Origin of the sequence: Microbacterium sp. (assembly GCF_048259935.1) — a bacterium.
Lineage (GTDB): Bacteria > Actinomycetota > Actinomycetes > Actinomycetales > Microbacteriaceae > Microbacterium.
Genome location: NZ_JBLXHF010000003.1, coordinates 436,509 through 450,592, shown reverse-complemented (window position 1 = coordinate 450,592; position 14,084 = coordinate 436,509). Strand labels below are relative to the sequence as shown.

The 14,084-nt window shown below is 61.3% G+C and carries 11 protein-coding genes and 1 pseudogene; 5 read left to right on the top strand and 7 right to left on the bottom strand.

Features of this window, described 5'->3' with window-relative positions:
* Nucleotides 1-97: 97 nt before the first annotated feature.
* From ACN0RC_RS07760 to ACN0RC_RS07740, 5 genes and pseudogenes are all read right to left on the bottom strand, one after another.
* Nucleotides 98-374: pseudogene (locus ACN0RC_RS07760) on the bottom strand (IS3 family transposase); the annotation flags it as partial.
* Nucleotides 375-614: 240 nt separating this feature from the next.
* On the bottom strand, nucleotides 615-1,502 hold the full coding sequence (locus ACN0RC_RS07755) for a hypothetical protein (RefSeq protein ID WP_417510432.1): 888 nt from the start codon (nucleotides 1,500-1,502) through the stop codon (nucleotides 615-617).
* Nucleotides 1,503-2,769: 1,267 nt separating this feature from the next.
* Nucleotides 2,770-3,867, bottom strand: a complete 1,098-nt coding sequence (locus tag ACN0RC_RS07750; protein WP_417510430.1) for a glycosyltransferase — start codon at nucleotides 3,865-3,867, stop codon at nucleotides 2,770-2,772.
* Between the two features lie 42 nt (nucleotides 3,868-3,909).
* Nucleotides 3,910-5,382 carry a sugar transferase gene (locus ACN0RC_RS07745; protein ID WP_417510428.1) on the bottom strand — a complete coding sequence of 491 codons (1,473 nt, stop codon included), beginning with the start codon at nucleotides 5,380-5,382 and terminating at the stop codon, nucleotides 3,910-3,912.
* A gap of 128 nt (nucleotides 5,383-5,510) precedes the next feature.
* Nucleotides 5,511-6,674 carry a hypothetical protein gene (locus ACN0RC_RS07740; RefSeq protein ID WP_417510426.1) on the bottom strand — a complete coding sequence of 388 codons (1,164 nt, stop codon included), beginning with the start codon at nucleotides 6,672-6,674 and terminating at the stop codon, nucleotides 5,511-5,513.
* A gap of 71 nt (nucleotides 6,675-6,745) precedes the next feature.
* On the opposite strand from ACN0RC_RS07740, the gene ACN0RC_RS07735 reads away from it, so the two are divergent.
* Together ACN0RC_RS07735 and ACN0RC_RS07730 are read left to right on the top strand one after the other, a co-directional pair.
* Complete coding sequence (locus tag ACN0RC_RS07735; RefSeq protein ID WP_417510424.1) at nucleotides 6,746-8,161, top strand: polysaccharide biosynthesis tyrosine autokinase; 1,416 nt, start codon at nucleotides 6,746-6,748, stop codon at nucleotides 8,159-8,161.
* A 106-nt stretch (nucleotides 8,162-8,267) separates the two neighbouring features.
* Nucleotides 8,268-9,728 (top strand): polysaccharide biosynthesis tyrosine autokinase, encoded by a 1,461-nt coding sequence (locus ACN0RC_RS07730; protein ID WP_417510422.1) that lies wholly within the window; start codon nucleotides 8,268-8,270, stop codon nucleotides 9,726-9,728.
* A gap of 6 nt (nucleotides 9,729-9,734) precedes the next feature.
* Here ACN0RC_RS07730 and ACN0RC_RS07725 read toward each other — a convergent pair whose 3' ends face one another.
* Entirely contained in the window at nucleotides 9,735-10,184 is a 450-nt protein-coding gene (locus ACN0RC_RS07725) for a GtrA family protein (RefSeq protein ID WP_417510420.1), read from the bottom strand.
* Nucleotides 10,185-10,246: 62 nt separating this feature from the next.
* On the opposite strand from ACN0RC_RS07725, the gene ACN0RC_RS07720 reads away from it, so the two are divergent.
* Both ACN0RC_RS07720 and ACN0RC_RS07715 read left to right on the top strand, forming a co-directional pair.
* Nucleotides 10,247-11,029, top strand: coding sequence for a glycosyltransferase family 2 protein (locus tag ACN0RC_RS07720; RefSeq protein ID WP_417510418.1), 783 nt, complete (start codon nucleotides 10,247-10,249; stop codon nucleotides 11,027-11,029).
* 1 nt (nucleotide 11,030) lies between these two features.
* On the top strand, nucleotides 11,031-12,476 hold the full coding sequence (locus ACN0RC_RS07715; RefSeq protein ID WP_417510416.1) for a hypothetical protein: 1,446 nt from the start codon (nucleotides 11,031-11,033) through the stop codon (nucleotides 12,474-12,476).
* A 47-nt stretch (nucleotides 12,477-12,523) separates the two neighbouring features.
* Here the strand turns inward: ACN0RC_RS07715 and ACN0RC_RS07710 are convergent, their stop codons facing one another.
* Entirely contained in the window at nucleotides 12,524-13,402 is an 879-nt protein-coding gene (locus ACN0RC_RS07710; protein WP_417510414.1) for an oxygenase MpaB family protein, read from the bottom strand.
* Nucleotides 13,403-13,631: 229 nt separating this feature from the next.
* On the opposite strand from ACN0RC_RS07710, the gene ACN0RC_RS07705 reads away from it, so the two are divergent.
* Nucleotides 13,632-14,084, top strand: a 453-nt coding sequence (locus ACN0RC_RS07705) for a hypothetical protein (protein WP_417510412.1), incomplete at its 3' end; no start/stop codon positions are given.

The window sequence follows — 14,084 nt, the reverse complement described above, 5'->3', positions numbered from 1 at the left end:
CGAACACGTCCTCGAACTCAGCGCCTAACCAACAGAAGAAGGATCACCACCGGCTACACCACGCACTGGGGCTTGACCCCGAAACGAGGCCCTGTCACCAGGCCCGATAAGTGCGCGCAGCGAGCCAGCACCCTGCTCACGCAGAATGCGGCTGATCGACTCGACTGCATGCCCCTGGGCACGGAGATCATCGATGAAGGCCATGATCAACGGTTGCAGGACTCGAGTTTGCCCGCAACTCCGCGCCCACATCTTCCTGCCGGACAACGGTCGCGATCGCCTTCATACTCGACAGATACTCACTCCGGTGCTCGATCACCAACCACCAACCGGACAGCGTGCTCTCGGAGCGCGGAATCGATCTTCTTAGGCACGAGCGCTTCCATTCAACACAACAGAATGCGACATCAAATCTGGGGCGGTTCATATCGCGTATCGCGTAGTTCAATGAGAACCCCAGGCGACAATCTAAAGCAACTAAAACGCTCGAAACCCAGGGGTCTACTACGAATAAGAATCTAGGGCGCCAGGCAACGGACAATTGCGGAAAAGCCAAGAATACGGAATCCCGGCGCATGTCGGGTCAAGTGAAACTCTCGGCCTGCAAAAATATTCTATTTTCTTGACCCAACCATACTTTTTGCTTTGCTAGCGCGCTCTGATCGAGCTCGCTTCGAAACCTGAGAAACCTGCGTGGGAATATACCTCGCCGCGATCCAGATCGGAACGAGAAAGAATATGAAATCGAATCCACCCAGCGTATTGACGAACGGCAGCCCAAAAATCGCAACTGCAACCACAGTTTTTACGGATCCTCCGACCAACGTAGCGTAAGCGACAACTCGTCCGAGCCAACTTCCAAGCACGAATGCCGCGATAGGCGCACCAATAGCCCCGAATGCCAACGCTAGGGTTCCGGGAAACGTGTAGTACAAATTCTCCGTAAATTCGAAGCCCGTCTGACGCTCAAAAAACGGCACCTGTGGTATCAGGGAACCGAGCGCAAAAGAAAAGTTTGGTGCATTCCGAAACACCTCAGAAAACTCGAAAATAGCATGGGAAGCGTATTGATTAATCTGGAGCACTGGGAAAAAGAACGCTTGCCCAAATTCGCCCTGTAAGACGCTCACGGAAAACGGAGAGGCAGGCACAAAACGCGCGTAGCCTAACTGGCTGCTGTTAATTAAAATCGCAAGCGCATCACTACTTCCAGTCAGAGCCGCGAAACGAATCATAAAAAGGGCCCCGGATCCGACCAACAATAGTGGAACCAAATACCAAAGGGTGCGAAGTGAAAGCCCAACCCCGAGAACGAGGATGATTACGATCAAGAGGATACCCCTCGACCCCGTCAACAATAGATCTAGTAAATAAATAGCGCTTAGAATATAGGCGATTCGTCTCTCTTTCGCTGAGATATACGTTCGAAGCATCGCAAAGAGAACCACTCCGGCCGCAGGAGCAATTGCACCGACAATAGAAGCTAGGTTTGAATCTGCCAACCTAGCATCGCGAACGTCCGAGATTGAAAGAAAATTACCCACCGGTCGCAGAAAGATTCGATCGACAGCCCTGGCCGACACCCCTAAGAGAAGCAGGCCGAGCATCCATCGCGCTAAATACCCCGCATTTGTATGATTTCGAGTCTTCGCCGGTATCGCGCCAAAGAGGAATATTCCTAGATACAAAGACAAGAAACAAACGACCCCATACGCCAGAAACTCGGGAGTTAAGAGGTCAAATCGAGGCGTTATCAGAGGCGATACACACGCGAGCACCAGCACCACCCATGATGCGACGACGAGCCCCGTTAGAAATCGCAACGAATTGCTAGTATTGGATTTCACTCGCTCCCAATCCTCTAAACAACTTTTCTAATCCCGATGTGGCGTTGGGTTGAGAATTATTTCTAAGATTGATCACCATTGCATCTGGGTGCGTGTTCTTCACAGAGATAGCTCCGGAGGAAAAGTAAGAAACCACGCACTCCACTCGTATACGCGAAACCCTATCTTCGAATGCGCCCGTTAACGCGCGGGCCCAAGTAGTATTTTCTAGGATTCTAGTTATTTCCGTGCTTCCTGTAGGGTGCGCACGATAGTAGATAGCTCCGCCGGTAGATCTCGACGCCAAATCCTCAAGAATTCTCATCACCGCCACAGCGTCGCCTCCCGCGGGAGACAAGTGTGGTGCTGTGTCGAGATATATAGTCACACTTTCCGAATCTAGTGCTCCATCCGAAAGTGGAAATGCCTTCGATCGGTCAATTGGAGTAGGCACGGGAGGTGGAGAAAGTTCAAGGAGGTCCGGATATAATGCGTGCATTCTCTCCGCGCCGCTATGCGCCAGCATCACTCCGTAATCGCTCACGGCTTCCGCGTCCACAGTCCACTTGAAGTGGCGCGCGACCATAAATTGATATATTTTCGATCTATAGTTCGACGGAATTAGACTTCGCGCGTAGTACGCAGTGCCGTCGTCATAAAGCTCGATTTTTCGCGCCATCATCGCGAATAGCGCGAACCAAGGATGAAAAGGATGTGAAACAACAGCAACCGATTGCGGATCAAGCGCGCATTTTATTAGGTTCCGTAAGGCATTAATGTGGATACGGACGCCCTGTTTTGCTCCTCGACGTCCGACGTCCACTTGCTCTTTGGGTTCCGTGAAATGCATACCGCGAACAAGCGACCGGTGCAGGTCCGTAACTGTGACTATGTACTTCAACTACACTCCAACTGCTCTGCGCTTTCCGTTCATCATCTCGCACTATCTAATTAGCGCTACCGTATAGAGACTTTCAAGGGAAGACTCAAGAGAACTCATTGACATCTGACGGAGAAGATCCGAATTTGCATTCTGGGCGAGCATATGGGCGTCATCCGACGTGTACATCTCAACTACGGCTTCTGCTGCGTCCCCAACATCATCAGCGAGACGAAGAGTGGTGTGAGCCATCGACGGTATTCGTCGAACGACAATCGGGACTTGGCAGAAGGCGGCATCGAGGACGCTGAGCGGAAATCCTTCGTACGCTGCCGTGTGCAAATACACCGCACTTGTTGTAAGGCTCTCTCTAACTTCGTCAGTCGATAACCAACCTGTGACCTTAACGCCTGCAGCTTCAAGCTCTCTTCGTAGCACAGGGTCTCCATCGCCAATCCAGCGATACTCAAGACCTGGCACAATGCGTGAGATTTCCTCACGAACTGCCAAGAAAAATCGTGGATCCTTCTGGCTGCTAATCCTTCCCACCATAGAAATAGCACCGCGAGACACGCGTTTCGTGCGGGCGTCGACCGCAGTTGTAATTGTTGGGAGGTTCGGGATCTCTATGATAGCGGCGTCCGAAAGAAAAGAGTGGGCGATCTCAGCCTCGTAGGGCGAGAGAACACCTATGGCTGAGGTGCACCGCGCTAATCGGGCCTCTGCAGCCCAAACTGCTTTGCGTAAAATCTTGGTCGTCGTTGGATCCTCGAACTTGAAGCAATGGGCTTCGTACACGATGGGGACGTGTGTCTTGAATGCTCTCGTGTACACTCCTGCCCAGCTAGAGTGCGCGTGCACGATATCAGGAGACAGCTCCGCAATCTTGCGTTGCACGGCTCTGACTCGACGAATGAAACCCAATGGAAGTTTCGTAACGCTAGCCCAACCATCGGCTTCGCTCGGGGCTTCGGCTCCTGCCCATAGCACATGATGAGTGTGCTGAGGCGCTGCACGAACTCGGGCAACCATGGCACGCCCCGTCCCGCCGTCATAACATTCAGTGACGTGGAGCACGCTAGCCATCAATCTCTCCCAGCATTCCAGATCGATTTCCCCTCGTGGTGACGTGCTAGGTCGTGGTGGTTCAGATTTCGCCATCACATGCGTCGTTTCCCGCCCTCCGCGCATGTCATCCGGTGCTCAGTACGCTCCGTCCGCGACGAGAACAGCGCGCACTGTTCGCCAAAGAATCACAAGATCACCAACCAGTGACCAGTTTTCTACGTAGTACAGATCTAGCCGGATTGCGTCTTCCCAATCTAGCGCGCTTCGCCCGCTCACTTGCCAGAGGCCGGTAATTCCCGGCTTGACCATGAGACGACGGTGGTGATGTTCCTTGTATAGGGCGACCTCGGCATCACGCTGCGGTCTCGGACCCACCAGGCTCATGGTTCCGAGCACCACATTGAAGAGTTGTGGCAGCTCATCCAACGAGTACCTGCGCAAAACTCTGCCGACGGGGGTGATCCGGGGGTCGTTGTCGATTTTGTGCAGCGGCCTATCTGAAGTCCCTTGCGCGTCCAGGAGCGACTGCAACTGGTCGTCAGCATTTTGCACCATCGACCGGAACTTGAACATGGGGAACGGGCGACCGTTCACCCCTACACGCTCCTGCGAGTAAAACACCGGACCTCTACTTGTCGTCTTGACCAACAACGCCACTACGAGCATCACGGGTGACAGTAATATAGTGATCAATAGAGAGGCGAAGAGGTCGAACATGCGCTTCGCAAAACGTACCCCGCCACTCAGCTTCGGGAAGTCCACGTAAATCAGTGGGAACCCAACAGCTTGGCGCATGTGTATCCGCGGCCCAGCCACGTCCGTTAGTGCCGCCGCCACCACAAGGTCGACTTTCTGGGCGTCTAACGCCCATCCGAGACGCTGAAGGTACTCCGGAGACAAGTGATCAGCTCCAACCACGACCACGGTATCGACACCTTCCGCGCTAACCGCGGGAAGCAACTGATCGTACGTGTTCAGTGATACATCCGGGAGGTTCAGCACATGCGCTGCTGGCTCGTCAGAAACTGCGGCAACGACTTGGAAGCCTGAGTTCTTGTCGGCGGTGAGTTGTGTGTAGATGTGCATCATCTTGGCTGGGTCACCGACCAGCATCGTACGATACGTGTTTTTGCCGCGCCGGCGCTGAGCGTGCAAACGTTGTCGCCAAAGATAACGGGTCAGGAGTAAGCCTGCTAGTCCGGCGGGGAACGCAATGAGTAAGTACCCGCGACCGATACTGACATGGAGCAAGAACGCGACAGCGGCAAAAACTCCGAAAAACATCAGCGTCGCCGAAATCACTCGACGATACTCTGACGCGCCAGCGCCGATGTTCTGGGGCTTACGTGTCTCGTTGAGAGCTAACGCAATCAGCCATCCAACGATCATGACGACTGACAAAGCCGTGTAAGAAACGTCAATCGTTGATGAAGCGACCGGTTGGCGGAGATCGTCGGGAGAGAACCCGAAACGCAGTATCTGTGCACCCACGACTGCCAGCACAACGACAGCGAAATCGGCCGCGACGACTTTACGTACGTATCTTTTCTCCCAGGCAGGGGCCCCGGTCGCCAGCTTGTCTATACGGTTGTCTGCGCTCGTATCCAACGAGCTACCCCCTCTAAAGACTCCCCCGGCCGCGCGCAAGAATTATGCGCCACGCCAAACATATTTATGATGGCATAAGTCGAGCGTCGATACGCACGAAGCCCCTCGCTGGGACCATGTCCAAAAGACTATTCGATCGGTGCGTCTCCGCTGCCTTCAGGCGGGGTGGGGTCCGGCGCAGGCGGCGTGACGGGCAGGTTCGGATCTGTGGGTACCGGCTGTTCGTCCTGCGACGGATTGTTCGGTTGCGGGTTGTTCGGCCGCCAGGTGCCGGTCTGATCATCACGCGCTTCTTCTTCGAGAATGCGCACCCGCACGTCTTCGTCGCGCAGGGCGATCACGGCGTTGCGATAGGCAGTGAGCGCAGGCGCTCCTGTAGCCCCGTCGAGCGGTGTCGCGGCAACCGTTGCAGCAGCCGCGGTCACCGCACTACGGAACTCCTCGCCTGCAACCTCATTCGCCTCGACTTCGGCAATGGCTGCTGCCGGGAACCTAGCCGCGAAGCTGGCGAGTTGTGCCTGATACGTGTCGGTGAGGGCATCCACCGAACTCCGGTCCGCGCGCAATTTCTCTGCCGTGGCGTCCACGACGGCGACCCGTTCGCGCACTCGGTCGATCGCACTGCCCACGCTGGAGAGCGACTCTTCATCTACTCCCCGCCGTGAATACGGAGCCGGAGGCTCCACCAGTTCGATCTCGCCGAGCGCCGAGCGGTACGACTCAGCAGACGCGACCACCGTATCGAGTGCGGCAACATCGACCACAGAAATCTGCTCGCCCAGCGGACGAAGCGCATTCAATGACACGAGCACGGGATCGACGCCCGCCTTCGCAGTCTCGATGCGCTCTTGCAGTCGTTCTCTCGATGCCGTAACGCCTGTCTCGGCACTTGCAAGCGCTGCTTCATCACCCGTCAGCACATGCACGGCATCTGCCGCCGGGCTCGCGTTCGCTACCTGCACGCCTGCGAAAAGGGCTGTCCCCGCGACAGCAACGGCCGCGACGGCGCCGACGCTCAGGTTCAACCAGTCGAGCCGTCGATGCCCCCGGGGCTTCTTCGCACGGCCACTCTTCTGCGCAGCAGACGGCGTCGAGAACACCCCGCCGAGGGGAGAGCTGTTCGCCACTGCCGAGTTCACCATGGCGCTCAGGCGCACGGTATCGGTGCGTGTGTCGCGACTCGGGGCTGCGCTCCGCGCTCCCCCGAGCATCTGCGCAAGTCGAGGTGAAGAGCCCACGCTGTCCTGAGAGGGCTGGGCGTCGAGATCGACATCGTCGTCAACGGGCGTCATAAATCACCATTCCGGGGCGTGCTCACCAGTGCCGTCACTGCGAGGGACTATTCTGGCTAAGAATACTCGGCGTGAGCCGACATCAGCTGAGAGTCGTGTTACCAGAAGCCCGAGGACACAAAGTGACAGTGCAGGACTATTTGCGTGTCTTGAGGCGCAATCTTGTTCTCATTCTCTCATTGACCCTGATCGGCCTTTCTGCAGGCGTTCTCGTCGCCTTCAACTCGCCGACGCGCTACACGGCGTCCACAGAGCTGTTCGTGTCGGCGCAGACAGCACCGGGCGCGACTCCGTCTGAGCTCAACCTCGCCCGCGGCTACGCGCAACAAGCGGTCACCAGCTACCTGGCGCTCATCACCAGCTCGCTCGTGCTGCAGCCGGTGATCGACGACCTCGATCTCGATTCGACTGTGGCAGAACTCGCCTCGCGAACCAGCGCCACGGCCTCTCTCGCCAGCACCGCGATCACGGTAACGGTGACCGATGAGAACCCCGGTCAGGCATCTCGTATCGCAAACGCCATCGGTGACAGTTTCACTGTCGTGGTGGCGGAGCAGCTGGAACGACCGATCGACGCCCGCCCCAGCATCGTGCGCATCGACACGCTCCAAGCAGCGCAAGTGCCGCTGAAACCGTCGGCACCGAACGTTCCACTCATCATCACCCTGGGTGCGTTGCTCGGGCTCGCCGTTGGGGTCGGCGTTGCCGTGCTTCGCTCCGTGCTCGACGACCGCATCCGCTCTGTAGGAGATGTCGAAAGCGCGATCGACGTGCCCATCCTCGGCGGCATTGCACTGGACCCGGAGGCGGTGAAAAATCCGCTGATCGTTGCGGCATCTGCCCGCGATCACCGGGCCGAGGCGTTTCGCGCGCTACGGACCAATGTGAAGTTCCTCGCCTGGGGCGATGGTGCGTCCGCCTTCGTGATCACCAGCTCGGGCCCGGGCGAGGGGAAATCCACCACAGCCACGAACCTCGCGATCGCTTTCGCCGACTCCGGCGCCCGCGTGGCGCTGATCGATGGCGACCTGCGCCTCCCGCGCATCGCCGACTACCTGTCGATCGAGGGCAGCATCGGACTGACCGAGGTGCTCATCGGGCGCGTCGCCGCCAGCGAGGCCCTGCAGCGGTGGGGCCGCGGAGCACTCTTCGTGCTGCCGTCGGGCACCGTGCCGCCCAACCCGGCCGAGCTGCTCGGGTCGAGCGCGATGTCTGACCTGCTGACCGACCTGAAAACGACCTTCGACATCATCATCATCGATGCCCCGCCCGTGGGCCTCGTCACCGATGCGGCAGTGCTCACGCACAACACCGACGGGGCGATCCTGGTCGCCGCCGCCGGCAAGACGCATACGTCACGTCTGAAGAACGCCGTGACCAGCATCGAGGGCATCGACGCCAAGGTCCTGGGAGCCGTCGTCACGATGCTGCCCACCAAGGGAGCCGACCGCACGAGCTACGGCGCCTACGGAGCGTACGGTGCCTGATAACGATGACGCACAGCATCTGAACGAATACGGGCTCGAATCGAGCCTGTGGAACAATGACAAAGTCGCTGTGCGACTCTGACAGCATCCCTGGGGGAAAGAACACGTGGAACTTCGCGATTACATCCGCATCCTGCACAAGAACTGGATCGTGGTGGTGGCGCTTCTCCTCGTCGGCCTCGCCGGGGGTGCGGGTTACGCGTTCATGCAGGCGCCGAAGTACCAGGCATCCACGCAGCTGTACGTCTCGGTGCGCACCGAGGGTGCCGCAACCGGCGACCTCGTGCAGGGCACGACGTTCGCCCGCCAGATGGTGACCAGCTACGTCGACGTCATCGGCACGGCCCTCGTGCTCGATCCGGTGATCGATGAGCTGCGTCTTGACGACACGTCTGCTTCGCTTGCGTCCAGGATCTCTGCGTCAACGCCGCTGAACACCGTGCTCATCAGCATCACGGCGACCGATCAGGACCCCTTACTCGCTGCGGAGATCGCAGACCAGGTCGCCGTGAGCTTCGCCAACGTCGTGCAGAACGATCTCGAGCGTCCTGACAACGCCGAGGGCGCGAGCCCGGTGCAGATCACGATCACCGACCCGGCCGCGGTGCCCACGAAGCCCTCGAGCCCGAACGTTCCACTGCTGATCGCTCTCGGTAGCCTGCTCGGCCTCGCAGTCGGAATCGGCTTTGCGGTGCTGCGCACCGTGCTCGACACCCGCATCCACACCCTGCACGACCTCGAGCAGATCTCTGACCGGCCCATGCTCGGCGGCATCCCGCACGACCCCGACGCCCAGAAGCGTCCGCTCATCGTGCACGCCGACCCGCGCAGCCCCCGCTCCGAAGCATTCCGCACGCTGCGCACGAACCTGCAGTTCCTCGATGTCGACTCCGACTCGCGCACCTTCGTCGTATCGAGCGCCGGCCCCGGTGAGGGCAAATCGACCACCACGGCGAACCTCGCGATCGCCCTCGCTGAGACCGGCGCCCGTGTCGCGCTCGTCGACGGCGACCTTCGTCTGCCGCGTGTCGCCGACTACATGGCGATCGAGGGCGGCGTCGGCCTCACCAACGTGCTCATCGGGCAGATGGATGTCGCCGACGCCCTGCAGAAGTGGGGCAAGAACGACCTCTACGTGCTGCCCAGCGGCCCCATCCCCCCGAACCCCAGCGAGCTGCTCGGGTCGACAGCGATGGACAAGGTGCTCAAGCCCCTCGAAGAGTACTTCGACTACATCCTCATCGACGCTCCCCCACTGCTGCTCGTCACCGACGCGGCAGTCGTCGGCAAGAAGACGCGCGGTGTCATCCTCATCGCGGCATCCGGCAAGACGAAGAAGCCCGAGCTCTCGAGCGCCATCCGTACACTCGAGACGGCCGGTGTGAACCTGCTCGGACTCGTCGTCTCGATGCTGCCCACCAAGGGCCCGGACAGCTACGGCTACGGCGCGTACACGTACGGCTCGGCCCACCCGATCGAGCAGGCCACGGTCGAGCTGACCTCCGCGCAGACGCAGCCGAAGCGGCGCGCACGCGCGAAGAAGGCTGTCGCTGGCGCGAAGAAGTAGCTCGGGTTACGGCGCCTTCGGACCGGAGGCGCGGAAAACCACCTTGTGGTACAGCACGAAGCGGAACAGCACGACGATCACGATGCTCACCAGGTTGATGATGTTCAACCAGAACGCACCAGCGGCATGACCGGTGATCAGCGATAGCGCTTCGACACCGAGCCACACCAGGGCAGCCCCCAGCGCGGTGCAGACCGCATTCGTGATGAGGAACAGCACCAGCTCTGACACGCGTCCGCGGCGATCACGGTGACGGAACGTCCATTCCCGATTGCCGAGGTATGCGTTGACCAGGGCGACCAGAGATGCGGCGATCTTCGAGAGCACCGGGTCCCACCCGAACACGAAGACGAACAGATTGAAAGCGGCGATCTCGATGATCGTGCTGATGCCGCCGACGACCAGGAAGCGACTGCCGACACCGGCGAGCCGCCGAATACGGTCAGGGATCTTCACTCCACTAGAATACTGGGTGCATGCGCTGTGATCGGCGCGCCGAATCAGTGCCTGAGGAATCTGTGACCGTCACCCATCTCGCCATCGTCATGCCCGCCTACAACGAGGCCGAAGGCATCGGCGGTTTCATCGACGAAATCCGTGAGCACGTCGCCCCGCTCGCCGAGCGCGTGTCGTTCTTCATCGCCGACGACCGGTCCACCGACGACACGGCCCATGTGTTCGACGGCGTCGCCGATGTCGACATGCAGACGCAGCCGGTTAACCGCGGCCACGGGCCCACAGCGCTTGCCGCATATCGTGCGGGCCTGGCATCCGCCCCTGATCTTCTCGTTCACGTCGACGGCGACGGACAATTCCTCGGCACCGACTTCGCCCGGCTCATCACCGCGATCGAGACGACCGGCGCCGACGTCGTGCATGGCGTACGCGACGGCCGCACCGACCCCTGGTACCGAAAAGCGCTCACCGGTGCCGTGCAGCTGCTGATCGCCGCGGCATCCGGCCGCCGCATCCCCGATGTGAACACTCCCCTGCGCGCCTACCGTCCCGCCGTTCTTCAGACCCTCATCGACGCCGTGCCCGACGACGCATCCGTGCCTCACGTGCATTTCTCCCTCGCAGAGGCACGCGCGAAGTTGGACGTGCGGTATCTGCGAGTGAAGAGCATTCCACGTCGGGGTGAATCCCAGAGCGGCACCATGTGGGGGCGTGCCGCAGGCGTGCGGCTGCCACCCAAACGTCTGCGCCAGTTCGCCCTCGCCGCTCTGCAAGAAGTGTGGGTGCTGTCACTGCGTCCGTCAGCGCCGCTGCGGAGCATTCGCCGGGCTGACTCCGGGGCATGACATGACGCGTGCTCGATCGATCGGGTTCTGGGTTCTGGCGGCGGCGCTGCTGGCCGGTCACCTCGTGCTCGCCTGGAACAGTCTGACCACGTGGCAGTTCTGGGAAGACGAAGCGTTCAACCTCACCGTGCCGCGCAACCTTCTCGCCGGCCTCGGCTACACCAGCGACGGTGCTCTCTCGGGCTCGACGCTCACCCCCTTCGACCCGCGTATCTCGACGGGGCCCGCCGTGCTGCTGCCTGTCGCAGCGATACTGGCCACCGGCATCGATCCGATCATCGGTGCAAGACTCGTGCCGCTGATGTACTGGATCGTGCTCCTCGTGGGCCTGGGCGTACTCGGCAACCGCATCGGTGGGCGATGGGCCGCGCTGGTCGCCGTCGCCGTACCGCTCGCGTTCACCACCAGCGCGGGAGTATCGCCCATCCAAGGCCCCGCCGACCTGCTCGGTGAGATCCCGGCCGCCGCGTTGCTCGTGTGGGCGCTGATCGTGCTGCCAAAGCGCGCGTGGCTCGCAGGACTTTTCGTCGGACTCGCCGTACAGGCGAAGCTCATCGCACTGCTCGCGTTGCCGGCGTTCGCTGTGGCGCTGCTTCTGCTCACGCCGGGCACATCGGCCGGTTCAGCCACCGGGCGCTTTCTCGCGCTGGTGAAGCGCTCGTGGCTGCCGCTGATATTCGTCGCACTGCCGACCCTTCTGCTCGAGGTCTTCGCGCTGGTCTCGCTCGGGTTCTCGGGTTTCATCGAACACCTGCGCACACTCGGCTGGTTCGTGCTCAACGGCGGGCAGACCGGCGAACCGACCACGGTGGCGCAGAAGCTCACCACCCTCGCAGAATCGTGGTCGCTCCCCGTCTGGGCCGCGGCCGTTCTGGCTGTGGTCTCTGTGGCACTGATTGCCGGCGGCATGTGGGCCACACGCTCATGGACGGGCGGCCTCTATCTGTGGCCGGCCGCGGTGGGCGCCCTGACGTTCGTCGCGTGGTGGGCCACCGCATCACACCTGCCACTGTGGGTGCGGCATCCGGCCCCTGGCATTTTCGCGTTCTTCCCCATTCTCGGGGCCTACGCGATCTGGGGTGCTGCACAGCTGATGCGGCAACGGCAGCTGCGGGTCATCGCTCTTGCCGCGGCATCCGTACTCGTGGTTCTGTTCGCGTGGGGCGCGACGACGCACGCGTTCAGCAGTGCGCAGCCCCGGTGGGGCACGCTCGCTGAACAGCGCGCATCGGTTGAGCCGTTGACGACGTGGGTCCAAGAGAACGACATCGAATGGCTCGCCGCACAGCCCTGGGGCGGCACCGTGTCGCAGATCGTGCTCACTGGCGCACACGTAGGGCTGTTCGACGCGCCTGCGATGGACGGCATCCCTCGCCTGACCGGGCTGGGATGCGAGACCGACACGCTCGCCGACTCGAGCGTGTATCGGATCTGCGCGGCCCCCTGAGCTGTTGCGGTTACTTGGTTCTTAGTCGGTGCGCTTAGTTGATGCGCTTACTTGGTTGACGACTTGGTGCGCACCCGCTGGTAGGGCGCCGCGACCGTCTCGCCCACGGCCTGCGCCATGAGCTGCTCGGCCGTGTGGTTCTTGCGCGCGAGCTTCGCGATCATCTTGGTGAAGCGCGCGCCCTTGGCGAGCTCCTTCTCGCTGCGGTCCTCGACCGCGAAGAACAGCCGCGCACTCTCGGGGAGCAGCGACAGAATGCCGTTGATCACCCGGCGCGTGACCCAGCGCGCGATCGGACCCTTCACATCAGGGTGCCTGAGCGAGTGCCCGGCGAGCGCTGCGAAGAGCGTCAGGGCCTTCGAGTTGAGTCCCTCCCGGATGTACGTGTCGACCTCGGCGAAGGTCTCGAAGTAGGGCCCGGGAACGAACAGCTTCTCGGCCCCCAGGCGTGACTCCTGCACGACCCGATCGGCATCAGCGGTCGAGAGGCCGGGGCCGAACTCCTGGTAGCCGCGCACTGCCGACCAGATGTACGTCCACCAGGTCCACCGCTGCCACTCGGGCTGCTTGGCGCTGACAACCTCGCCCGTTTCAGGGTTGGTCCATGACGCACGCTCGTGCAGTCGGTCGACGTGGGTGGCCGCGGCATCCGCATGTGCCTTATCGGCGAAGATCGCATCGCGAAGGTAAGCCGACGTGCGATCGAAGCGCGCCGCCATCTCATCTGCCCCCTCAGAGGTGAGCGAGACGCGCTCGAAGTGCACCATCATGCCGGGCTCGAGCATCTGCAGGAACACCGCGTTCTTCGCGCCCAGCATCGTCGAGGGGTCGGAGAACACCCTCCAGGACACGCTCTCGGGACCGTAGTATCCCTCGTCGGCGCGAGGCGCGTCGGCAAGTTTGCGGCTCGGGTAATCTTCGGACAAGGCGGCTCCTTATTTCACGTCGTCGTCGCGTTACGACGGCGAAGGTGAAACCGCGCCCAGCGTCTCGCCCTGGCCGCACGGCCTGAGGTCGGCACTGCCTGGGGTCGGGGCAGTCCGCCGTCAGCAGACCGGCGCGGACGGGTGCCGCGCATAGGCCACAACGTAGCGCAGCCGCATCACGGGCGTCAATTAATCGGCGCCGACCGCCGTGCGGGAGTACTTTGGTCGCATGATCACTGCGCTGGCGGAGTGGAGCGAATTCAACGTCGCGATGGCAGGAGCGAGTGCCGCCCTCGCCGGACTCGTCATCGTCGCCGCCAGCGTCAACATCGACAAGATCATTCACGCAGGCACCCTGACTGCGCGCCTGGGGGCAGCGATCGCGTCGCTCGTGCTGGCTCTCGTGGCATCCGGGGCCGCGCTCATTCCGCGCCTCGACCTGCTCGGGTATGTCATCGTCGTACTCGCGTGCACTCTCGTGGCAGGCGCATTCCAGGTGCACGCCATGCGGGTCATCATGCGCGACCGGGCCCCCGAGCAGCGGGGGCGCGCCGCGAAATCAGCACTCGGATACCTGCCGATCGCCGCCTATCTCCCCGGAGCCGTGGGGATGGTGCGGGCCCGCGACGGCGCCAGCGTGCGGATCGTCGCGGGGGCCGGGCGACTGGCCCGTGACGCGCCG